This is a genomic window from Pseudomonas abieticivorans (assembly GCF_023509015.1).
GTDB lineage: Bacteria > Pseudomonadota > Gammaproteobacteria > Pseudomonadales > Pseudomonadaceae > Aquipseudomonas > Aquipseudomonas abieticivorans.
In genome coordinates, this window is sequence record NZ_CP094975.1 from 6,198,557 (window position 1) to 6,220,438 (window position 21,882).

Annotated in this window: 16 protein-coding genes; 7 read left to right on the plus strand and 9 right to left on the minus strand. The window is 64.5% G+C overall.

Annotated features, from left to right (window positions below):
- Positions 1-52 precede the first annotated feature (52 nt).
- Complete coding sequence (locus L9B60_RS28130; RefSeq protein WP_249674307.1) at positions 53-1,786, plus strand: cytochrome c biogenesis protein DipZ; 1,734 nt, start codon at positions 53-55, stop codon at positions 1,784-1,786.
- A gap of 80 nt (positions 1,787-1,866) precedes the next feature.
- Positions 1,867-2,547, plus strand: a complete 681-nt coding sequence (locus tag L9B60_RS28135; RefSeq protein WP_249674309.1) for a TetR/AcrR family transcriptional regulator — start codon at positions 1,867-1,869, stop codon at positions 2,545-2,547.
- A gap of 34 nt (positions 2,548-2,581) precedes the next feature.
- On the opposite strand, the gene L9B60_RS28140 is transcribed toward L9B60_RS28135, so the two are convergent.
- Entirely contained in the window at positions 2,582-3,508 is a 927-nt protein-coding gene (locus tag L9B60_RS28140) for a LysR family transcriptional regulator (protein ID WP_249674311.1), read from the minus strand.
- A 127-nt stretch (positions 3,509-3,635) separates the two neighbouring features.
- Here L9B60_RS28140 and L9B60_RS28145 point away from each other — a divergent pair, with 127 nt between their 5' ends.
- Positions 3,636-4,667 carry a Rieske 2Fe-2S domain-containing protein gene (locus L9B60_RS28145; protein WP_249674313.1) on the plus strand — a complete coding sequence of 344 codons (1,032 nt, stop codon included), beginning with the start codon at positions 3,636-3,638 and terminating at the stop codon, positions 4,665-4,667.
- 86 nt (positions 4,668-4,753) lie between these two features.
- Here L9B60_RS28145 and ycaC read toward each other — a convergent pair whose 3' ends face one another.
- The 8 genes from ycaC to L9B60_RS28185 all read right to left on the minus strand — a co-directional run bounded on the left by ycaC (position 4,754) and on the right by L9B60_RS28185 (position 16,565).
- On the minus strand, positions 4,754-5,383 hold the full coding sequence (gene ycaC / locus L9B60_RS28150) for an isochorismate family cysteine hydrolase YcaC (protein ID WP_249674314.1): 630 nt from the start codon (positions 5,381-5,383) through the stop codon (positions 4,754-4,756).
- Between the two features lie 36 nt (positions 5,384-5,419).
- Complete coding sequence (locus tag L9B60_RS28155; protein WP_249674316.1) at positions 5,420-7,258, minus strand: amidohydrolase; 1,839 nt, start codon at positions 7,256-7,258, stop codon at positions 5,420-5,422.
- Between the two features lie 48 nt (positions 7,259-7,306).
- Positions 7,307-7,732 carry a DoxX family protein gene (locus L9B60_RS28160; RefSeq protein ID WP_249674318.1) on the minus strand — a complete coding sequence of 142 codons (426 nt, stop codon included), beginning with the start codon at positions 7,730-7,732 and terminating at the stop codon, positions 7,307-7,309.
- A gap of 128 nt (positions 7,733-7,860) precedes the next feature.
- Positions 7,861-8,778 carry a LysR family transcriptional regulator gene (locus tag L9B60_RS28165; protein ID WP_249674320.1) on the minus strand — a complete coding sequence of 306 codons (918 nt, stop codon included), beginning with the start codon at positions 8,776-8,778 and terminating at the stop codon, positions 7,861-7,863.
- 95 nt (positions 8,779-8,873) lie between these two features.
- Entirely contained in the window at positions 8,874-9,389 is a 516-nt protein-coding gene (locus L9B60_RS28170; RefSeq protein WP_249674322.1) for a helix-turn-helix domain-containing protein, read from the minus strand.
- Between the two features lie 176 nt (positions 9,390-9,565).
- Complete coding sequence (locus L9B60_RS28175) at positions 9,566-15,088, minus strand: trifunctional serine/threonine-protein kinase/ATP-binding protein/sensor histidine kinase (RefSeq protein WP_249674324.1); 5,523 nt, start codon at positions 15,086-15,088, stop codon at positions 9,566-9,568.
- Positions 15,085-15,474 carry a response regulator gene (locus tag L9B60_RS28180; protein WP_249674326.1) on the minus strand — a complete coding sequence of 130 codons (390 nt, stop codon included), beginning with the start codon at positions 15,472-15,474 and terminating at the stop codon, positions 15,085-15,087. The genes L9B60_RS28175 and L9B60_RS28180 overlap by 4 nt, the downstream gene beginning before the upstream one ends.
- Positions 15,474-16,565 (minus strand): response regulator, encoded by a 1,092-nt coding sequence (locus tag L9B60_RS28185; protein ID WP_249674328.1) that lies wholly within the window; start codon positions 16,563-16,565, stop codon positions 15,474-15,476. The genes L9B60_RS28180 and L9B60_RS28185 overlap by 1 nt, the downstream gene beginning before the upstream one ends.
- Before the next feature lie 221 nt (positions 16,566-16,786).
- Here L9B60_RS28185 and L9B60_RS28190 point away from each other — a divergent pair, with 221 nt between their 5' ends.
- The 4 genes from L9B60_RS28190 to L9B60_RS28205 all read left to right on the plus strand — a co-directional run bounded on the left by L9B60_RS28190 (position 16,787) and on the right by L9B60_RS28205 (position 21,881).
- The gene (locus L9B60_RS28190) at positions 16,787-17,509 is read left to right on the plus strand and encodes a pirin family protein (RefSeq protein WP_249674329.1); all 723 of its coding nucleotides are present in this window, start codon (positions 16,787-16,789) and stop codon (positions 17,507-17,509) included.
- 346 nt (positions 17,510-17,855) lie between these two features.
- Positions 17,856-20,309, plus strand: a complete 2,454-nt coding sequence (locus L9B60_RS28195; RefSeq protein WP_249674330.1) for a TonB-dependent receptor plug domain-containing protein — start codon at positions 17,856-17,858, stop codon at positions 20,307-20,309.
- An 18-nt stretch (positions 20,310-20,327) separates the two neighbouring features.
- Positions 20,328-21,014, plus strand: coding sequence for a peroxiredoxin-like family protein (locus L9B60_RS28200; RefSeq protein ID WP_249674331.1), 687 nt, complete (start codon positions 20,328-20,330; stop codon positions 21,012-21,014).
- Positions 21,015-21,029: 15 nt separating this feature from the next.
- Positions 21,030-21,881, plus strand: a complete 852-nt coding sequence (locus tag L9B60_RS28205) for a TauD/TfdA dioxygenase family protein (protein ID WP_249674333.1) — start codon at positions 21,030-21,032, stop codon at positions 21,879-21,881.
- The last annotated feature ends 1 nt before the right edge of the window (position 21,882 follow it).

Genomic DNA, 21,882 nt, shown 5'->3' on the forward strand with positions numbered 1-21,882 from the left:
ATCGCACTGCGCCAAGCTCCACACTACTCACTCTGCTCAGGCCGATACGACCATGCTGCTACTTATCCTCGCCTACCTCGGCGGGGTGCTGACTATCGTCAGCCCCTGCATCCTGCCGGTTTTACCGTTTGTATTCGCCCGCACCGGGCAACCGTTCGTGCGCAGCGGCCTGCCGTTGCTGGTGGGCATGGCCATGACCTTTGCCCTGGTGGCTACCCTGGCCGCCGTGGGCGGTGCCTGGGTGGTGCAACTCAACCAGTACGGGCGGTGGTTGGCCTTGGTGTTCGTCGCATTGTTCGGCTTGACCTTACTATTTCCCACGCTGGCCGACCGCCTGACCCGGCCCCTGGTCGCCGCTGGCAGCCGGCTCTCGGAAGCCGCCGGGCATGACAGCCGGCCCCGCCCGGGTGCCTCGTTTTTGATCGGCATCGCCACCGGCCTGCTCTGGGCCCCGTGCGCCGGGCCGATCCTGGGCCTGGTGCTGACCGGCGCCGCGCTGCAAGGCGCCAGCGTAGGCAGTACGTTGCTGTTGCTGGCTTACGCCGCAGGCGCCGCCACCTCGCTTGCCGTCGCGCTGTTGCTGGGCGGCAAGGTGTTCGCCGCCATGAAGCGCTCCATCGGTGCCGGTGAATGGGTACGCCGTGGCTTGGGCGCGGCCATGTTGCTGGGTGTGGTGGCGATTGCCTCGGGCCTGGACACCGGACTGCTGTCGCAGGTGTCCACCGCGTCCACCGGGTCGCTGGAACAGGGCCTGGTCGATCGCCTGGCCAACCGGCAAGGCCAAGCAATGAAAGTGGCCAACAAGCCCGACGCCGTGCTGCCGATCGAAGGCGACCTGCCGGCGCTGGACGGCGCCGTGCAATGGCTCAACTCGCCGCCCCTGAGCGCGCAGGCGCTGCGCGGCAAGGTGGTGCTGATCGATTTCTGGACCTACTCGTGCATCAACTGCCTGCGCACCCTGCCCTACGTCAAGGCCTGGGCCGACAAGTACCGCGACCAGGGCCTGGTAGTGATCGGCGTGCACTCGCCGGAGTTCGCCTTCGAGCAGAACGTGGGCAACGTCACCCAGGCCATGAAAAAACTGGGTATCACCTACCCCGTGGCCATCGACAACGACTTCAAGATCTGGCGCGCCTTCGACAACCAGTACTGGCCCGCCCACTACTTTGTCGACGCCAACGGGCATATCCGCTACCACCACTTTGGCGAAGGCGCCTACGAGGAATCCGAGCGAGTGATCCAGAGCCTGCTGCGCGAAGCCGGGCACAGCGGCGTGGCCAATGACAGGGTATCGGCCCAGGCTGGCGGCGTGGAGCAAGGCTCGGACAAGGCCGACGTGGCCTCGCCGGAGACATATGTCGGTTACCGGCGCTCGGAGCACTTTGCCTCCACCCCCGACATCGCCGCCGATACCGCGGCCGCCTACCGCCTGCCCGCCCAACCCAGCTTGAACCAATGGGGGCTGGAAGGCCGTTGGATGATCGGTTCTGAAAACGCTTCGCTGCAAGGCCCCACCGGCAAGATCGCCTACCGCTTCCATGCCCGCGACCTGCACCTGGTGCTGGGGCCGGGGGCGGATGGCAAGCCGGTACGCTTTCGCGTGATGATCGATGGCAAGGCGCCCGACGATGCCCATGGCAGCGATGTGGGTGCAGACGGCAGCGGCATGGTCACGGAGCAACGCCTGTATCAGCTGCTGCGCCAACCGGGAGCGATCACCGACCATACCTTCAGCATCGAGTTTATGGACCCCGGGGTCTCGGCTTACGCGTTTACCTTTGGTTAATCCGCTATCGCTATATAGTTTTGTATATTACGATTCTCCTCACCGGCGCCTCGAGCGCCGGGCTTAATAAGGAATTCGCGATGTACATCATGCCGTTCGACCCACAGTTCGACGTCAACCCCGCGCCGAACGAGCCGAGCGAACACCCGGAGCCGGTGCGCGAACTGATCATCAAGGCAGCCGGCGAGGCCTTCGCTCGCGAGGGCTACGCGGCCACCACGGTCGCCAGCATCGCCCTGATGGCCGGGCTGCCCAAGTCCAACGTGCTGTACTACTTCAAATCCAAGGACAACCTCTACGCCCAGGTGCTGGAAGACATCGCGCCGCCCTACCTGAACGCTTGCATGCCGCTCAAGGCCGACGACGAGCCATTCGCGGCCCTGACTGGCATGGTGACCGCGATGATCAGCCTGTTCGAGCGTCAGCCGTTCGCCGCCAAGGTGTTCATGATCGAACTCAAGGAGGGCGCCCGGCGGCTGCCCGGCGAAACCTTCGAGCGCTGGTCGGTCCAGGCCCAGAAAAGCGTCGCCAGCCTGCGCCAGTGGATCGACCGCGGGTTGCTGGCACCGGTCGACCCGGAGCATGTGCTGCTTTCGCTGTGGGCCATTGCGCAGTCGTGTGTGAGCCTGGGTTGGCAGATCCCCAGCGTGCGCGGCCAGGGCATTGATTACCAGGCTGCCGCCAGCACGGCGACACGGTTGCTGCTCAGTGGCCTGACGCCGGCATCGCCGGCGCTGATGCGGCGTGCCGTTCACGGATAAATCCGCGCCTGGCCACGAAAGCGCCGCCATGCTCTTAATCGCCGCTTGCGCCCTGAAGCGCACCCAGGCGCGCCATGCGGTCGCGCATGTCCCCAAGCGCCAGCAAGGCTGCGCGCGACAATTGGCGGTGCGGCGCCACGCAGATCGACAGCACCGGGTGGCTGACATGAATGCCCGTCAGCGGCACAAAAGCCAGGGACTTTTGCGCCACCTCGCTGGCCACGTCCAGCCACGACAGCATGCCAATGCCCACGCCCTGGCGGATCAGTGAGCGCATCATGCGCAGGTCGTTGCAGGCCACCCGTTGGCGCACGTCCAGGTGCAGTTGGTCGTGCAGCGTGCGCACGTGCGTGTGCACCACCAGGGGCTCTGCAGGGAAGATCACCGTTTCGCCTTGGGTCTCGCTTAGCCGCAGGCTTTTTTTGCCGGCCAAGCGGTGCGTCACCGGCATGGCGATGCCCATCTTGATCTCGGTGCTGGCGTTGATGCTCAACTGCGCGCTGTTGCCGGCATCGAGCATGAAGCCGAAATCCACTTCGGCACTGCTGATCATCTGCGCGACTTTCTGGTTGTCGGCCACCTTCATGCCGAACGTCAGCCCCGGGTACTGCGCCATCAACGCGGCCACCGCCTCTGCCACCAGGCCTTCACTGAGCGCATCGATCAAGCCGATGTCCACGTGGCCGCGGCGCAAGCCCTGCATCTCGTCGATCTGCTCGCGGGTGCGGGCGTAGTCCTTTTGCCATTGCCGGGCGTTGGCCAACACCAGCTCCCCGGCCGAGGTCAGCCGCAGGCCGCCGGGCAGGCGCTCGAACAGCGGCACGCCCAGCTCTTGTTCGACCGTGAGGATCTGCCGGTCGATGGCCGAAGCCGAGACGTGCAGCACCTCGGCGGCCTGGCGAATGCTGCGGTGCCGGGCCACTTCCAGGAAATAGCGAGTGAAGCGCGAGAAGGGGAACATGTGTTGCCTTTTTTGCAACGCGATGGTGAAAAAACGATGCTGGAGTTCATCACGTCGCCCCCCTAAAGTCCATCCCAAAGCGCCCTGCAGAGCGCCTCGCCGCCCAGACCCGATGAGTGAACCGCCCATGATCAAAGACCGCTCCCTACCGCTGCACTGCACCTTCATCGAAAGTGACTGGCGCATTCTGGCGGCCCATTGGTACCCCATCGCGCAGTCGGCTGCCGTGGGCCAGGCACCGATCAAGGCCATGCTGCTGGACGAACCCCTGGTGCTCTACCGCCTGGGTGACGAACTGGTGGTAGCGCGGGACGTGTGCCCGCACCGTGGAGTGCCGCTAAGCATGGGCAAAAGCGACGGCCAAGGCGTGGTGTGCGCCTACCACGGCTTGCGCTTTGGCCACGGCGGGCGCTGCAACAAAATACCCGCCAGCCCCAACGGGACGATCCCGGCGCGCATGGCCCTGTTCACCTACCCTGCGATCGAACGCTACGGCCTGGTGTGGACCTGCCTGGACCCACAGGACAACGGCGTCGACATCCCGACCATGCCCCATTGGGAAGACCCGCAGTTCCAGCAGATCATTTGTCCCACCGTCGACATCCAGGCCTTTGCCGGCCGTCAACTGGAGGGCTTTCTGGACGTCGCACACTTCGGCTTCGTGCACACCGACACGTTCGGCGACCCCGACAACACCCAGATCCCGCCCTACCGCCCCGTGGAAACCGGCAAGGGCTTTGAAGTGCACTACAACAGCTCGGTGGGCAACTACCCCATCGGCATCGATGGCAAGGTGTGCGATGACTTCAATTGGCTGCGGCACTTCCAGGTGCACTTGCCCTTCACCGCCACCCTGACCGTGCACTTTCCCAACGAGGGTCGGCTGGTGATCATGAACGCGGCGTCGCCGGTATCGTCAAAAGTTACCCGGCTGTTCGCACCCATCGCGCGCAATTTCGACAAGGACCTGCCGGTGGAAGACTGCCATGCCTTCAACCTGAAGGTGTTCGAGGAGGACCGGCTGATCGTCGAATCGCAAAGGCCCGAACGCCTGCCGCTGGACCCGATGCTGGAGGTGCACATCCCGGCGGACATGAGTTCGATCGCCTACCGCAAGGGGCTGCGCAACCAGGGTTTGAGCCAATTTTTCCTCTACTGAGCCGCGCAAACTTCCCTGGCCGGCGCTGGAAACCGCCCCCCCTGCCACCCCAGCCCTTCGCGAAAAAGGGCCGGGGCCAGGTTGCCTTACTTGGCTGTCAGCGCGGTGTAGCTGTTCATCAGATTGCGGTAGTTGGGAATACGCTGCGACAGCAGGTTACCCAGCCCTTCGATGTCGTTGCGCCAGTCGCGGTGCAGCTCGCAGGCCACCGCGAACCAGTTCATCAGTTGCGCGCCAGCCGCGCTCATGCGTGCCCAGGCCGCCTGTTGCACGGTGGTGTTGAAGGTGCCGGAGGCGTCGGTGACCACGAACACATCAAAGCCTTCGGCCAAGGCGCACAGGGTGGGGAACGCCACGCACACGTCGGTCACCACGCCTGCGATGATCAATTGCTTGCGGCCGGTGGCCTTGATGGCCTTGACGAAATCTTCGTTGTCCCAGGCGTTGATCTGCCCTGGGCGCGGGATGTAGGGGGCGTCCGGGAACATTTCCTTGAGCTCGGGCACCAGCGGGCCGTTGGGGCCGTTTTCAAAACTGGTGGTGAGGATGGTCGGCAGGTTGAAGAACTTGGCGCAGTCGGCCAAGGCCAACACGTTGTTCTTGAACTCGTTGGGGGTGAAATCCTGAACCAGCGAGATCAAACCGGTCTGGTGGTCGACCAGCAACACCACGGCATCGTCTTTGTTCAGGCGTTTGTAACCGTCTACTTGGCTCATCTCTGACTCCTTGGTAAGGGATAGGTTATTGCAGCATCAAAAGGCAAAACACGAGCACCCGAAGGCGCCCCAAAAGCCTTGGAAATCACTGACTGGCACATTCGACAGGCGCGCCCGTTCATGGGTGTGGGCATGTACGCCGCATGGCCCGCTGCACTGGTGCACTTGCGCTTGCAGGGGTTGGCTGGCCCGCCAATGCCCGGACACCTTGACCACCGGCGACCAGTCCGGCAGCACCGGTACCTGGGGCGGCGACAGCGCTTGGAAATCGCCGTCGGCATACACGACCTGACCGTTTACCACGGTCAATACCGACTCGATCCACTTGATCGCTTCTTCATCGACCGTGAAATAGTCCGCGCTCAAGGCCACCACGTCGGCCAGTTGGCCCACCTTGACCTGGCCCTTCTTGCCTTGTTCGGACGAGAACCAGGCACTGCCATGGGTGTACAACTCCAGCGCCACCTCGCGCGACAGACCTTCGGGGTGCAGCGCCAGGCCGCCCACCGTCTTGCCGCTGACCATCCAATACAACGAGGTCCAGGGATTGTAGCTGGACACCCGGGTGGCGTCGGAGCCGGCGCCCACCGGTACGCCCTCGGCCAGCATGCGCTTGATCGGTGGCGTGGCCTCGGCCGCCTTGGCGCCGTAGCGGTCGACAAAGTATTCGCCCTGGAAGGCCATTCGGTCCTGGATGGCGATGCCACCGTTGAGCGCCCTCACCCGCTCGATGTTTTTCGGCGTGATGGTTTCGCAGTGGTCGAAGAACCACGGCAGGCCGTTGAACGGCACGTCGCGGTTGACCTTCTCGAACACGTCGAGCATGCGGCTGATCGATTCGTCGTAGGTGGCGTGCAAGCGGAATGGCCAACGATGCTCGACCAGGTGGCGCACCACCGGTTCCAGTTCCTGCTCCATGGTGTGTGGCAAGTCTGGACGAGGCTCCAGGAAGTCCTCGAAGTCGGCCGCCGAGAACACCAGCATCTCGCCGGCGCCGTTGTGGCGCAGAAAGTCATCGCCCTGATGCAGGGTGACGCTGTGGGTCCAGTTCTTGAAGTCTGCCAGCTCTTCCTTGGGTTTTTGGGTGAACAGGTTGTAGGCGATGCGCACGGTGAGCTGTTGCGCCTTGGCCAACTGCTCGATCACTTGATAGTCGTCCGGGTAATTCTGGAAACCGCCGCCGGCGTCGATCACGCTGGTCAGGCCCAGGCGATTGAGTTCGCGCATGAACTGGCGCGTGGAGTTTACCTGGTATTCCAGCGGCAGCTTGGGGCCCTTGGCCAGGGTGGCGTAGAGGATCATCGCGTTGGGCCGCGCCACCAGCATGCCGGTGGGGTCGCCGTTGCTGTCGCGCACGATCTCGCCGCCTGGCGGGTTGGGTGTGTCGCGGGTGTAGCCGGCCACGCGCAGGGCGGCGCGGTTGAGCAAGGCGCGGTCGTACAGGTGCAGCACGAATACCGGCGTGTCGGGGGCCGCGGCGTTCAATTCTTGCAGGGTGGGCATGCGTTTTTCGGCGAACTGGAATTCATTCCAGCCGCCCACCACCCGCACCCATTGCGGCGTGGGGGTGCGGTCGGCCTGGTCCTTGAGCATGCGCAGGGCGTCGGCCAGCGACGGCACGCCTTCCCAGCGCAGTTCCAGGTTGTAGTTCAAGCCACCGCGGATCAGGTGCAGGTGGGAGTCGTTAAGCCCGGGGATGACCGTGCGGCCCTTGAGGTCAATGACCTGGGTGCCGGTGTCGCGGTAAGCCATGGCGTGGGCATCGGTGCCCACGGCGATGAACCTGCCGTCCTTGATCGCCACGGCGCTGGCCTTGGGCTTTTCACGGTCAACGGTATGGAATTGTCCATTGAAAAGAATCAGATCGGCGTTCATTGGGGTTCCTTCACTGTAGGGGAGCGTGGACAAAGGGCCTGCCGCACCTCAGGCAAACCGCAGGGGCCCAGGCAGCCGTATGCCCAGGGCGAACGGCCCGGGGCCTGCGATCAAAATCGTGGTGAACAGCAGCAACAACAGCCAGGCGAATTGACCCTCGGCCACACTCCACTGCGGGTGCACGAAGATCAGGGCAATCAACAGCACCGCGAGGATGGGCAAGCAGGCCAACCGGGTGAACACCCCGGCGATGATCAATAGCGGGCACAGCACCTCGGCGAAAATCGCCAGGCACAGGGTGGGCGCGGCGCCGAGGTGGAACGGGTCTTCGATGAGCTGCAACTGGCGGGTGTAGTTCGCAAGCTTAGGCAGGCCATGCACCCACAACAGCAACACCGAGGCGCCGAGGCGCAGCCACAGCAGGGCAACGCTTTGGGCGGTGTTGTCGACATGGCAGGCGTTATCGGGGCTCATCGTGTTGGGTCCTTGGCAAGCGCGCCCCGGGGTTGGGCGGCACACACAGGCCTACAGGATGAAGGGTAACGGCTGGCGGCGATTGCACCGGCGTGCTGCCTTTGTCACGCACGTGCGCCCGTTGCGGCTCAGGCCAGCGGCAAGGCTTGCGACATGAAGCAACCGATGTGCGAACGCAACCAGCGCTCGGCCGGGTCGTTGTCGTGCACCCCGCTCCACACCATCGACAGCTCCGCCGGCACGATCGGCACCGGTGGCTCTTCGGCACGCAGGCCGCCGTCGTCCACCAGGGCGCAGGCGGCGTAATCGGGCACCGTGGCGATCAGGTCGGTGCCCTTGAGCAACGAGCGCAGCCCGCTGAATTGCGGCACGCCCAGCACCACCCGGCGCGTGCGGCCGACGCGCGCCAGGTCCAGGTCGATGTTGCCGCTCAGGTCACCGGAGAACGAGACCATCGCGTGGGGGCGCTCGCAGTATTCATCCAGGCTCATGGGGCCTGGGCGCGAATCGCCGCGCAGCACCTTGACGCCGATGTCGCGCAGCTTCTTGCGCTTGGCGTTGGCCGGCAGCTCAGTGGTGTAGCTGACCCCCACCGAGATTTCGCCCGAGGCCAGCATCGCCGGCATCAGCAGGTAATTGGTGCGGCGCACCACGATGATGATGCCGGGCGCTTCTTCGCGCAGTGCGTTCAACAGCGGTGGGAACAGGCCGAACTCGGCATCGTCCGACAGGCCGATGCGGAAGGTGTCGCAGGCATTGGCGGGGTCGAAGTCCTTGGCCCGGCTGACGGCGCCAGAGATGGTGTCCAACGCCGGTTGCAGTTCGCCCAGGATTGCCAGGGCGCGGGGCGTGGGGTCCATGTTGCGGCCGTTGCGAATCAGCAGCGGGTCATCGAACAGGTCACGCAAGCGCGCCAATGCGGCGCTGACGGCGGGCTGGCCCATGAAATGCTTTTCGGCGACGCGGGTCAGGTTGCGCTCGAACATCAGCGCCTCGAAAATCACCAGCAGGTTCATGTCCACGCGGCGCAGGTCATTGCGGTTCATAGGTCGGTCCAGGCATCAGGGGTACGTAGGGGGCTTTTGCCAGTCAAGCATAAAAGCGTGGGCAGGCGGTCGTTGGCCGTTAAATAGATGCCCCTTCAGGCCGAGCGCCGCCAGGTGAAGGGCGTCTTGCCGGTGGCGCGGGCAAACACCCGGGTGAAGTGCGACTGGTCGGCAAAGCCGCAGTCCAGGCTGATCTGCGACAGGCTCGCGGTGCTTTCGCTCAACAACGCCTTGGCCTTGTCCAGCCGCGCCTGCACCAGCCAGTCGCGCGGGGCAAGGCCGGTGGTTTGCTTGAACGCGCGGGAGAAGTGGCTGCGCGACAGTGAACAGGTACGGGCCACCTGGGCGATCGACAGGCCGTTGCCCAGGTGCTCAAGCATGGTCTGCTTGGCCAGGCGCTCTTGCCAGGGTGACAAGGCGACGCGCTGCGGCGTTGCCATCGGTGGCTCGCCCACGTGTGCCAGCAAGTGCACGCACAGGGCTTGAGAGGCATGGTACAGGGCCTGCTGGCCGCAGGTTTCGGCATTGGCCAAGGCGCAGCTCAAGGCCCGCACCAACTCAAAGGCGGCGGTGTCCAGCGTTAGCGTGGCGGGATGGGTCAAGGCGTTCATGGCTGACGCTCCTTGTGGAAACCAGATAACCCCTCAAGTCTGCGACAGCGCCATGGCGCACGTACTTTGCAAAATATTAAATGTTCTGAAAAAGACCGCACAGGAGCGGATTTATCCGCGAAAGAAGCTCGGTTTACCTGCGGGCCACCGCACATTCGCCACCGATAAACCCGCGCCTACGCGCAGGGTAAGGTGAAGACAAACAGCGTCTCGCCCGAACGCCCCCTGAGCACGTTCAAGGTGCCGCCCTGGGCGTTCATGATCGATCGGCAGATCGCCAGGCCCATGCCCATGCCGCTGGGCTTGGTGGTGTAGAAGGCGTTGAAGATCTTCTCGCTGTCGGCCTCGCTCACCCCGGGCCCGGTGTCTTCGATCATCACCACCACCTGATCGGCGCACGGCGCGCTGGAGCTGATGTTCAACACCCGCTCTGCCGGGGGCTGGGCCAGCATCGCGTCCAGCCCGTTGACGATCAGGTTGAGCACCACCTGCTGCATCTGGATGCAGTCCACGTTCACCCGGTGGCTGGCGGTGTCCAGGTGGGTGCGCACCGTCACCTGCTTGTGCTCGATTTCCACCGCGGCGAGCAACAGCACCTGGCGGATCACATCGTCCAGGAACACCCACCGACGGTTGGCGGCCTTTTGCTTGGCCAGGGACTGCAGTGCATGAATGATATCGGCGGCGCGCTTGCCGTCATGGGCGATGTCACGCAAGCCCTCCAGGGCTTCCTGAACGTCCGGTACCTGCCGTTGCAGCCAGCGCACGCTGGCGCTGGCATTGGACACGATCGACACCAGCGGCTGGTTGATCTCGTGGGCGATCGACGCCGCCAGTTCGCCCAGCACCGTGGTATGGCTGACCCGCGCCAGTTCCGCGCGGGCATTGCGCAGCGCGACTTCGGTGGTGCGCCGCTCGCTGATGTCGGAGATCACGCCCATGAACACGCCGTCCTCGGCAGGTTCGGCGAGCATTTCCAAGTGCTTGATGGCACCGTCGGTGGCGCCCACCCTGAACGCGTGACGAAAACCCAGGCGCGTGCGCCGGGCACGGTCCAGTTCGGCCTCGAAACGCTGGCGGTCATCCGGGTGCAGCAACGCCACCAATGTTTCCAGGCTGGGTGGCTGCTCGGTACGCGCCACGCCCCACACGGCAAACAGTTCGTCGGACCAGAACGCCTGGTCGGTGGCCGAATCCCAACGGAAGGCCCCCGAGTGAATGATCTTCTGCCCGATCGCCAGCAGCGCCTGGCTGGTGCGCAACTGCGACTCGGTCTCGCGCCGGCGCTGGTTTTCCTCGAGCAGTTCGGCGTACAGCCGGGAGGTTTCCAGGGAAATCGCCGCCTGCGCCGCCAACAGTTCGATCATGGCGACGCGGCCGTGGCTGAACACGCCACCGGCCAGGGCGTTCTCCAGGTACAGCACGCCGATCACCTCGCCTTGCTTGAGCAGCGGCAAACACAACACCGAACCGCCGGGGTGGCTTTTGAAGAACACGTCACTGCTGAACTGCTCGTCAAGCTCGGCACGCTCCAGCGCCACGGTCTGGCCGGTGCGCATCACCGTGTAGAGGATCGACAGTGGCAACAGCCCGGGGTTGAGTGGGGTCGCGTCCAGGGTCACCTTGATGCCGTGATCGCCTGTCTGCCCGGTGGCCACCAACTGTGGCTCGCCAGCGCGGATCAGCACCATCAGCCCGCGCTGGGCGCCGGCATGCACCAGGGTGTTGGCCAGCAACAGGTCGATCAGCCGTTCGAATATTATCTCCCGGGATAACGCCTGGGAGGCCTTGGTCACCGAAATCAGGTCCAGGTACTGCTGCCCTTCCAGCAGGTCGATGGAGGAACGCGAATCCAGCAACGTGTTGTTCAGGTAGCGGTGGCCCGCCTCCAAATGCCTGACCTTGCTCAGGGCACCCCAGCGCTGATAGTTCTCGCGGGCATGGTAGCGATGGCTGCGGGCAGCGGTCAGCAGCCCCAGCGACTGGTTGCAACCGGCCGCCAACTCATGGGCCAAGGCCTGTACCTGGACAAACCCACCGGCGGCGGCCTGGCCGATCGCCGACTCGTACAACCCCAGTGCGCGCAAACTGTCGCCCTCCAACTGCGCCACGCGAGCCTCCACGATCAACAGTTTGTCGAGAAACACCTGCGGGTTCAGGTCAGCCCAGCGGCGCAGTTGCCGCAACTGCGGCGCGATGGCCGCCAGCGTTTGCGCTGCATCGCCGAGAGCGGCCTGGTTGAGGGCGCTGAACATCGCCAGCTCCATCAGGTGAATGTGCGATGGCATGCTCCACTTCAACGCTTGCGCCTGGCCCAGGCACTCATGCGCCTGGCCATGATCCTCGTGCAGGAAGGCGACGATGCCCTTGAGCAGCCAGAAACAGAAGCGCGCCGGCGCCATGACACTGTTCTGCGCCTGGCGCTGCAAGTGCAACAACGCTTGCGGGTCGATGAGTTCGCCCCGCAGGGTACACACGAACCATTTTTGCGCGTCGAGGATCAATTGGCAGTCACGAAAGTCGATCTGCCCGGCCAGCGCCCTGCCCTCCTCGATGCAGTCCTGAACCTGCGCTAGCGGCGCGCCCATTACCAACAGGCTGTTGACGATGTGATGGCTGGCGTAGCAACTGACACTGGGCCGGCCTTCGTGGCGCCCGGCGGCAAAGGCTTTTTCACCGCACTCCAGGGAAAACCCCAGCGAGCGAATCCACACGCTGACACGGCCCAGCGCCAGCAGGGTGGAGGCATCGGTGTCTGCCAGGCCCTTGGCCGCCGCCAGGCGAATGGCAAGGTCGGTGTAGCGCAGGCCGTCCTCGAACGCCTCGAACCGATCGGCCAGCACCACGCCAAACCAGGCCAGGCCGCGCACCGAGGCGGGGCTGACGCCATGGCGCACGGTCAATTCGGTCATTCGACACAACAGCAGGAACGACAGGTTGCGCTGGGTGAACAGCACCGGCACCATCATCGCCGCCATCAGGTTGAGCGCCGCCGCCATGAACGTGTTGTCCAGGTCCGCGTGGCGCAACAGGGAGAAAATCGAGCGCTCGCCCAACGCTTGCTGCAAGGCCCCATAGGCCGTATGCAGGTGGGCGTCATCCTCGCCTGCGGCAAACTCGATGCCGAACATCAGCAGGCCGGTAAGCCCGCTACTCACCGCACCAGCGTAGTCGCCTGCCAGCGACAGGGACTCGACCTTGAGCACATACAGCGCCGACAACTGCGATAACGAGGTCACCCGCGCCAGCAGCGGGTCGATGCAGGCGTAGGCGCGCTCATAGTCGCCGGTGTGCACCAGACATTGCGCGTACAAGTAGTCCACGGCATGGCTTTGCGCGGGTGCCAGCGCCCAGCGCTGCTCGCCCCCCAGGGCCTGGGCCAGCTGCAGGTATTGCAGGGCAAACGGCAAGGCCGAGGTTTCCCGGGCACGGCGAGCGGCGCCCAGCAACGCATCGATGAACGAGCACCTGTCCTGGGCGTGCAACCGTGTGTGGTCGGCCTGCTGGATATGCAGGGCAATGCGAAACAGTTGGGTGTGCCCTTGCTGCGGGTCCAGCCCCTTGATCAGCGCCCGCGCCAGGCGTGTATGCTCGCGGGCCCGGCGTTGCGCGGGGATCAGGTGATAGGCGGCTTCGCGGACCCGATCGTGGCTGAACGATAAGCCGGTGCGATCCTCCAGCAGCAGCCCGGCCTGCACCGCAGGTTCTAGAAAGCGCCGGATGCTGTGCGCCCGCCACTCGCTGAAACGGGCGATTTCCTCGCAGTCGGCGCGGTGCCCCAGCAAGGCCAGCAAGCCCAACAAGTATTGGCTGCGCCGGGGCAGTCGGGCGATCCGGGCCACCATCAACTCGACCACGTTGTCGGCCATCGGCAGCGTGTCCATGCGTTCGCGATCCCAGGTCCAGCCGTAATCGCCGCGCACCAGCAGCCGCTCTTCGAGCAGCGTGCGCATGATTTGCTGGACGAAAAACGGATTACCGTCGCTCTTCTCGTAAATCGCCCGGCTCAGCGGCCACAACGCGGCATCTTCCCAGCCCAGCAACGCCGAGACGGCCTGGTGCACGCCTGCTTGATCGAGCGGTGCCAGGGTTATTTCAGTGAGGTGGCCAGGGTGTTCGCGCGCCGCGCGAACAAAGGCCTGGAACGCCGGCGCGGCATCTTGCGTCGCCCCACGCGCCGCCCCCATCAGCACCAGGTGGGCCTGGCGCGACTGCACCAAGGCTTGCAGGATGCCCAGGGTGTCGCTGCCCAACCCTTGCACGTCATCGAAAAACAGGATGAGTGGCGTGCCCGGCTGAGCGAACGCGCAGACCAGGTTACCAAGTGCCTCGTCCAGCCCCTTGCGCGAACCCAAGGGCGCCACGTCGCGAACCTCGGGCAAGGGCCCGGTGATCAGGGCCAACTCCGGCAACAAGGGCAATACTAATGCCCCCTCGGCACCCACCGCCGCCGTCAGCCGCTCGCGCCACTGCGCCAGCACGCGCGGGTGTTCGCCCAGTGCGCGGCGCAGCAACGAGCGCAGCGCCAACACCAGCGCGGCATAGGGCAGCGTCTTGTTCGAGGCGTCAAACTTGCCCAAGGCAAACAACGTGCGGCCACTGACCAGGTCTTGATGCAACTGGCGCACCAGCGCGCTCTTGCCAATGCCGGCCGGGCCCTGCAGCAGGATGATTTCGCCTTCGCCGCTGGCCGTGCAGCACGCGACACGCTCATGCAGCAGCGCCAACTCCAGCTCACGGCCAACCAGCACCGATGTCGACAGGTTCTGCCCACGCGCATGCGTGGCGCCGGGTTCAAACCCGCGAATGTGCTGAAATTCGTTCCACTGCACCAGGCACGAGCGCAGGTCGGCGTGCAACGCTGCGGCGCTGGCGTAGCGGCCTGCCGGCTCTTTGGCCAACAACTTGAGCACCAGGGCCCGCAACGGCGCCGGCACCTGCGCGCGCAGTTGCTCGATGGGCATCGGTGCTTGCGCCAGGTGCTGGTGCAACCACTCCACCGGGTCATTGCCCTCGAAGGGCAGTCGGCCGGTGAGCATTTCGTACAGGCACACGCCCAGGGCGTACAGGTCGCTGCGCTCATCGGCCCGCTGGCTGCCGTGGGCCTGTTCAGGCGCCAGGTACGCCAGGCTGCCGCTGATGGCCGCGGTGTCAGTGCCCGGCGCCAGTGCCGGGTGGCTGCTCAGGGAAAACGCGGTGAGCCGCACCTGGCCATCCCGGCCCTCGATCAGGTTCCCAGGCTTGATGTCGCGGTGCAGCACGCCTGCCGCATGGGCCTGCGCCAACGCCTGTGCGGCGCCCATGGCCAGGCGCAGGAAGCGCGCGATCGACAAGGCCTGGCCGAGCACTTCGTGGGCGCAGCGCCCGCCCGTTTCATCCAGCACCAGAAACGGCCCGTCCACGGTGCTGATCAAGGCCACCGGCACCACCGCCCAGGCCGGGTCCAGGAACTGGCGAAACTCATACTCATGATGGATGCGCCGGAACACGTGTTCGGACGGTAACGCCGCGGGCCGCACGATCAGCCAGTCACGTTGCGAATGCACGGACTTGACCCGGTATCGGGCCACCTCGCCGTCCACCTGCAACAGGTCCCATGCCAGTTGCTGCAGCCATTGGTCGTTGAAGCCTGCCACCTCGCGGCGCGGTGCGGCCAATTCCCCAGCCACGGGTTCGGGCACCGCTGGCGTGAGGGTCATGCGCGCGGGCCTGCCAGGGACGCGATGGCCGCCAGCAGGGCATCCTCGGTGAAGGGTTTGCGCAGAAAGCCACGGGCGCCGGCCTGCAAGACCTTGGCGACTGCCGCCTCATCGTCATGCGCCGACATGCCGATCACCGCGATCGGTTTGCCGGCCGCCGTCAACAGGCGTTGCACTTCGAGCCCCTGCAGGCCCTCCATGCGCATGTCCAGCAACACGCAGGCCGCCTGGTCCAGGGCACTGGAGGCCAGGAACGCCTCGCCACTGGCAAACGCCCAGGTCTGGTAGCCGGCAGACTTGAGCAGGTTGGCCAGGCTTTTGCGCACCGAGGCGTCGTCGTCGACGATGCACACCTGGGCCGCGGCCTCTTTCTGGCTGGCGCGCATCAACTGAACGACGGCCGAGCCAGCAACGGCCCCACGCCGATCGACTCGCACAGGCGCACCAACTCGATCAGGCTGCCGGCCTTCATTTTGCTCATGACGTGTTTTTTGTGCACCTTGGCGGTAATTTCCCGTGTGCCCAAGGCGGCGGCGACCTGTTTGTTGACCTTGCCGTCGATCAGCAGCATCAACACTTCACGCTCACGCGCGGTCAGGCTGTCGAAACGCCCGCGCACATCGCGCGCCAGCGAACGGCTGGCCCAGGTACGGCGCGCGTGAGCCAGCGCACTGTCGATGGCCGCCAGCAACTGCCCTTCGTCGAACGGCTTGGTCAGGAACTCCTGTGCACCGGCCTTGATCGCCTTGACCGACAGGGGGATGGTGCCGTAGCCGGTCATGAAAATAATCGGCAGCGGGCAGCCCATCTGCTGCAACGTCTGCTGCAAATCGAAACCGCTGCCGGCCTGCAGGTTCACGTCCAGCACCAGGCAGGCCAGGCGCTCGGCAAACGGTTCGCGCAGGAAGTCCTCGGCGCACGCGAAGGTCTGCGTGGCGATGCCGGCCGAGCGCAGCAGCCGCGACAATGCCGTGCGCACCGAAGGCTCGTCGTCGACGATATAAACGATCGGGTCCAATGGGCACTGCGGCAAGTTCAAGGGCTCACTCGTCTCGGCAAAGGAACGGGTTGGCAGCGGCGCAACGCGCTTGGCAGGGCCATCGACGCGCTGCCTGTCGTGCAGCTCAAGGCGCTCAAGCAGCTCGATCAGCAGGCTATCACGCTCCAGCGCCTGAGGGGCCGCGCTTGGCGCTTCGCGGATCAACCGGTAGCCGCGCCCAGGCACCGTGCGAATGATATCGCGATCGGCCCCCAGCACCTTGCGCAGGGTCGATACGTGCACCTGCAGGTTGTTCTCCTCCACCACCGCGTTGGGCCACACCCGCGTCAACAATTCGTCCTTGCTGACCATCTGGCCGTTGGCAGCGAGCAGCACTTCAAGAATGTCGAACGCGCGGCTGCCCAGCTTTACGACCTGGTCACCGTCCAGCACCTCGCGCCGCGCCAGCGAGACCGCTACCTTTCCAATCCGGATCATGGGCGTCGTGCCTTAGGTGGGTGAAGGTCAAGGTTATCGGCTAGAGGGTAAAGCGCTTTAGCGGGGGGCACAATTATCCACATAGATAGTTTGGCTGCTTTATTGTCAATCCAGATGAGACAGTATTCCGCCTTTCAGCTACTTTTTGCTCCATACAGTTACCTTTAATCTTCTCCCCATCGCAGCGCCAAACGGCCTGCCCCCCTGATCTGGAGAAGCACATGCTGACTATTCGCAAAGCATCCGAACGCGGCCTGGCCAACCACGGTTGGTTGAAGTCGCACCACACCTTCTCGTTCGGCCACTATCGCAACCCTCGCGAGCAGGGCTTTTCTGACCTGCTGGTGATCAACGACGACCGCGTCAGCGCCGGCAAGGGTTTCGGCCAGCATCCGCACCGCGACATGGAGATATTTTCCTACGTGCTGGAAGGCGCGCTGGAACACAAGGACACCCTGGGCACAGGCTCAGTGATCCGCCCTGGCGATGTGCAGTTGATGAGCGCCGGCAGTGGTGTGGCCCACAGCGAGTACAACCACAGCGCCAAAGAGCCGGTGCACTTCCTGCAAATCTGGATCGTGCCGGACGTGGCCGGGGCCAAGCCGCGCTACCAGCAGGAGCATTTCACCCCGGCACAGAAACGCGGGCGCCTGCAGTTGATCATCTCGCCCGATGGCGCCAAAGGCTCCTTGACCGTACGCCAGGACGCACGGGTATACGCCGGGCTGTTCGATGAGGGCGAGGAAGCGACGCTGGCCGTCGGCCAAGGGCGCTACGCCTACGTTCACGTGGCCTGCGGCACCGTGGAACTCAATGGCCAACGCTTGAACGAAGGCGACGGGGTGCGCGTGCGTGAAGAGGCGGCCATCCACCTGGCGCGAGGGATTGATGCCGAGGTGCTGGTGTTCGACCTGCGGCCCAACGAGTTGCCTGAGATGCCGTGATAGGTGACCGTTCGCGACCAAGGTCGCTCCCACCTGTTTTCGCCGTAGTTGTGCCAGTGAGGCAAAGCGGACCGCTTTGCCTACCTGATCAACTGCCGCGAAAACAGGTGGGAGCGACCTTGGTCGCGAATCGTACGACCGGCACACCTATCAAAGCCCCCCCAAAAAACCCAACAAAAATACTCAAACCTAATCTTATAAAAACAAGACATGCATAATTATCATAATTAGCTTATGCAAAAATAGCCTTTCACAACCCGTTCATATGCCCTTAATTTCTCACCCAAGGACCGACCCTACTCTGCGGAGGCGCCCACCCTGCCCCGTTCAGCCTTGAGGTCCGTCCATGCTTTCTCGCCGCAATGCATTGCTCTGCACCACCACCCTGGGCCTGATGGCCGGCAGCACGCCGGTGCTCGCCGCAAGCACCGAAACCGCCCTGGACACCGTGGTGGTCACCGGCAACCGTGGCCAGGCCCGCACCGTGGCCGACAGCCCCTCGCCCATCGATGTGATCAGCGCCGCGCAATTGCAGGCCACCGGCAAGGTGGGCCTCAAGGAAGTGCTCAGCCGCCTGCTGCCCTCCTTCAACCTGCCGGCGATCAACGGCGGGGGCACCTCATGGTCGGTGCGCGGGGTGACCATGCGCGGTCTGTCGGGCGATCAGGTACTGGTGCTGGTGAACGGCAAGCGTCGGCACAACACCGCGCTGATCAACAACCTGGCGCGCATCGGCACGGCCGCCGTGCCGGTCAACCTGGACCTGATCCCAGTGTCGGCCATCGACCACATCGAAGTGCTGCGCGACGGCGCTTCGGCGCAATACGGCTCGGATGCGATCGCCGGCGTCATCAACATCATCCTCAAGGAAAACGACAGCGGCGGCTCGGCCGAAACCAGCTTCGGGCGCTACGGCAGCGGCGATGGCGACACCGTGCACCAAACCTTCAACTATGGCCTGGCCCTGCCCAACGACGGCTTCGCCAACCTGTCCCTGGACAGCAAGGAGCAAGAACCCTTCGACCGCACCGGTAGCGCCACTGGCAACCTCTACGGCACCGCTGCCCGGCCCGATGCGCGCGACCAGACCGTCAATCGCCACGGCTGGAACCCAAGCTATGGCCTGGGCCGCGAGAAGGTCACCAACACCAGCTACAACCTGGAGATGCCGCTGAACGAGGACCTCAAGTTTTACTCGTTTTCCACCTTCAGCTACATGGAAACCACCAAGGTCACCGGCAACTACCGGCCCAACGATATCTACTCGCTGTCGGGCGTGGCCGACACGCCCTACCCCGACGGCATCCATGCGCAGCGCCGCAACCGCACCACCGACTACCAAGTGGCCGCGGGGGTGAAGGGCGACGCCGGCGCCTGGGCCTATGACTTAAGCTCCACCTACGGCCAAGACCACTCGGTGCTCAACGCCGCCAACACCTTGAACCCCTCCCTTGGGCCCACCAGCCCCACCTCGTTCAACCTGGCCACCCAGGTGTTCGACCAGTGGACCAACAACCTGGATTTCAACCGCAACATCGAGATCGGCCTGCCGCACCCACTGCAAACCTCGGTGGGCTTTGAATGGCGCCGCGAACGCTATCGCATCGAGCCGGGCGACTATGCCAGCTACACCCCCGGCGACTACGTGATCCCCACCGGGCCCTACGCCGGGCAGACTCCATTGCCGGGCCTGGCTTCGTACAACGGCACCAGCCCCGACGACGCCGGCAGCATGACCCGCGACAACGTCGCCAGCTACCTGGACCTGGGCCTGGACCTCACCGACAAATGGTACGTGGGCGCCGCCGCGCGTTACGAGCACTACGACCAGGACATCGGCAGCACCTGGAGCGGCAAGTTCTCCACGCGCTACGAGATCCTGCCGGGGCTGGCCTTGCGTGGCACGGTCAACAACGGCTTTCGCGCGCCGTCCCTGGCGCAAACGATCTATGCCTCGTCCACCTTCACTTCCGGCGGGGTGGTCAATGGCGAGCAAGTCTCGGTGCCGGTCAAGGTGTTGCCGGTGGACAGCGTCGAGGCCCAGGCCCTGGGCGCAGAAAAACTCAAGCCCGAGAAGTCGCTGAACTACAGCGCAGGCTTTACCTTCGAGCCTTCGCCCAACTACCGCCTGACCACCGACTTCTACCAGATCAGCATCCGCGATCGCATCGTGCCCACCAGCCTGCTGGGCGGCCCGGCGGTGTCGCAGATCCTCGCCGCCAACGGCCTGTCGCCCTCGTTGTACGCCCAGTACTACACCAACGCGGTGGACACCCGCACCCGTGGCGTGGACGTGGTCAATGAGTGGCGCCAAGACCTGGCCCGCTATGGCCAGGTGCGCTGGAGCGCCGCCTGGAACTGGAACCAGACCAAGATCGAAAAACTGCAAGCCACCCCCGCCAAGCTCGCAAGCCTGGGTGCCAACTACCAGTTGTTCGACCGCCGCCTGCAAAAAGACCTGACCGTGGCCACGCCCAGCACGAAGCTGATCCTGGGCAACAGCTGGGACATCGCCGCGTTCAAGGTAAACACCACCCTGACCCGCTTCGGCAGCTACGTGGAGGCCGACAACAACCCCATCAACGACCGTAAATTCGGCGCCAAGTGGATCACCGACCTGGACGTGGCCTACGCCCTGAGCAAAAGCCTGACCGTGGCCCTGGGCGCCAACAACCTGTTCAACGTGTACCCCGACAAGAACGGCATCAAGGACTGGGCCGGTGGCTATGAGTACGGCTCGTTTTCACCGTTCGGCCTGGGCGGCGCCTATTACTACACCCGCCTGGCCTACAACTTCTAACCCGCAAGGAGCAACGCCATGAGTGAGTCACTGAACCAACTGCTGGCCGACCTGCATGCCGAACGCGTGCGCAGCTGGGACCCAGCCCCCTTGAACGTCAACATCGAGCAACGCCAACGCCTGGTGGATGAAGCGCCGCGCCGCCGCTTCGTGCAGGCTGGCGACACGCTCAACCCCTTTACCCTGCTTGACGTCGAGGGTGGCGAGCTGCACCTGGACCACTTGGTCAGCCAGGGCCCGGCCGTGCTGGTGTTTTTCCGTTTTGCCGGCTGCCCGGCCTGCAACATCGCCATCCCCTATTACGAACGCAACCTGCAACCGCAACTGTTGGCCCGGGGCGTACCGCTGGTGGCCGTCAGCCCGCAAGTGCCCGAGCGCTTGATCGAGATCAAGCACAAGCATGGCCTGACCCTGTACGTGGCCAGCGACCCGAACAACGACCTGGGCCGGCGCCTGGGCATCCTTTACCAATTCGACGAAGCCTCGCGCCAGGCCGCACAGGCCAAGGGCTCGAGCATAGGCGCAACGACGGGCACCGGCACCTGGGAGCTGCCGCAACCCACGGTGCTGGTGATCGGCCGTGATCGTCGCGTGCACTTTGCCAGCGTCAGCCCCGACTGGCTGGTGCGCACCGAGGCCCAACCCATATTGGACGCCGTCGATGCCTTGCTCGTCCAACCTTTACCTAACCGCGCCACCGCCTGAACAGGAGCACCGCTAATGACTGCCGACAACCTCGCTTACCTGAACGACACACTGCAGGTCACGCCCCTGGAGCCCACCCTGGGCGCCGAGATCAGCGGCATCCGCCTGGACCGGCCACTGAGCCCCGCGCAGCGCGACCAGGTCCGCCAGTTGCTGCTCAAACACAAAGTGATTTTTTTCCGCGACCAGCACATCACCAGCGAACAACAGGTGGCTTTTGCCCGCCAGTTCGGCGAACTGTACGTGCACCCCACCACCGAGCAAAAAGACCGCACCCGCCCCGAAGCGCACCTGATCCAGGCCGAAGACGCGAAAGTTGCCTATGGCGATGCGCGCAAAGGCCGTTGGCACACCGACACCAGTTGGCTGCTCAAGCCCACCTTCGGCGCGGTGCTGCGCGCGGTCGACCTGCCGCCCGTGGGCGGCGACACCGTGTGGGCCGACAGCGGCCTGGTCTATCGCGGCCTGCCGCAGGCCGTGCGCGAGCGCATCGACAACGCCTTCGTCACCCACAACTTCAAATCGTCGCTGGACCGGGTGGGCTATGACTACCCCATCCTCGCCCACCCGCTGGTGCGCACCCATCCGGAGACCGGTGAAAACGCGCTGTTCATCAACTTTTCCATGAGCCCGCAGATCGTCGGCTGGTCGCTGGAAGAAAGCCGCGAACTGGTGGCCTTGCTGCTCAAGGAATACAACAACGCCGAGTACCAGATCCGCTTCAAATGGAGCGAAGGCACTGTCGCCTTCTGGGACAACCGCGCGCTGCTGCACTACCCGGTGTACAACTACGGGGATTTTCCAAGGGTGATGGAGCGGGTATTGATTGCCGATGACGATATTCCGCATCGGCTGCGGGAGGGTTGAA

Excerpts from the sequence above, each read along its gene's own strand:
- L9B60_RS28130 (WP_249674307.1), top strand. The coding sequence starts at position 53 with ATGCTGCTACTTATCCTCGCCTACCTCGGCGGGGTGCTGACTATCGTC.
- L9B60_RS28135 (WP_249674309.1), top strand. The coding sequence starts at position 1,867 with ATGTACATCATGCCGTTCGACCCACAGTTCGACGTCAACCCCGCGCCG.
- L9B60_RS28140 (WP_249674311.1), bottom strand. The coding sequence starts at position 3,508 with ATGTTCCCCTTCTCGCGCTTCACTCGCTATTTCCTGGAAGTGGCCCGG.
- L9B60_RS28145 (WP_249674313.1), top strand. The coding sequence starts at position 3,636 with ATGATCAAAGACCGCTCCCTACCGCTGCACTGCACCTTCATCGAAAGT.
- ycaC (WP_249674314.1), bottom strand. The coding sequence starts at position 5,383 with ATGAGCCAAGTAGACGGTTACAAACGCCTGAACAAAGACGATGCCGTG.
- L9B60_RS28155 (WP_249674316.1), bottom strand. The coding sequence starts at position 7,258 with ATGAACGCCGATCTGATTCTTTTCAATGGACAATTCCATACCGTTGAC.
- L9B60_RS28160 (WP_249674318.1), bottom strand. The coding sequence starts at position 7,732 with ATGAGCCCCGATAACGCCTGCCATGTCGACAACACCGCCCAAAGCGTT.
- L9B60_RS28165 (WP_249674320.1), bottom strand. The coding sequence starts at position 8,778 with ATGAACCGCAATGACCTGCGCCGCGTGGACATGAACCTGCTGGTGATT.
- L9B60_RS28170 (WP_249674322.1), bottom strand. The coding sequence starts at position 9,389 with ATGAACGCCTTGACCCATCCCGCCACGCTAACGCTGGACACCGCCGCC.
- L9B60_RS28175 (WP_249674324.1), bottom strand. The coding sequence starts at position 15,088 with ATGACCCTCACGCCAGCGGTGCCCGAACCCGTGGCTGGGGAATTGGCC.
- L9B60_RS28180 (WP_249674326.1), bottom strand. The coding sequence starts at position 15,474 with ATGCGCGCCAGCCAGAAAGAGGCCGCGGCCCAGGTGTGCATCGTCGAC.
- L9B60_RS28185 (WP_249674328.1), bottom strand. The coding sequence starts at position 16,565 with ATGATCCGGATTGGAAAGGTAGCGGTCTCGCTGGCGCGGCGCGAGGTG.
- L9B60_RS28190 (WP_249674329.1), top strand. The coding sequence starts at position 16,787 with ATGCTGACTATTCGCAAAGCATCCGAACGCGGCCTGGCCAACCACGGT.
- L9B60_RS28195 (WP_249674330.1), top strand. The coding sequence starts at position 17,856 with ATGCTTTCTCGCCGCAATGCATTGCTCTGCACCACCACCCTGGGCCTG.
- L9B60_RS28200 (WP_249674331.1), top strand. The coding sequence starts at position 20,328 with ATGAGTGAGTCACTGAACCAACTGCTGGCCGACCTGCATGCCGAACGC.
- L9B60_RS28205 (WP_249674333.1), top strand. The coding sequence starts at position 21,030 with ATGACTGCCGACAACCTCGCTTACCTGAACGACACACTGCAGGTCACG.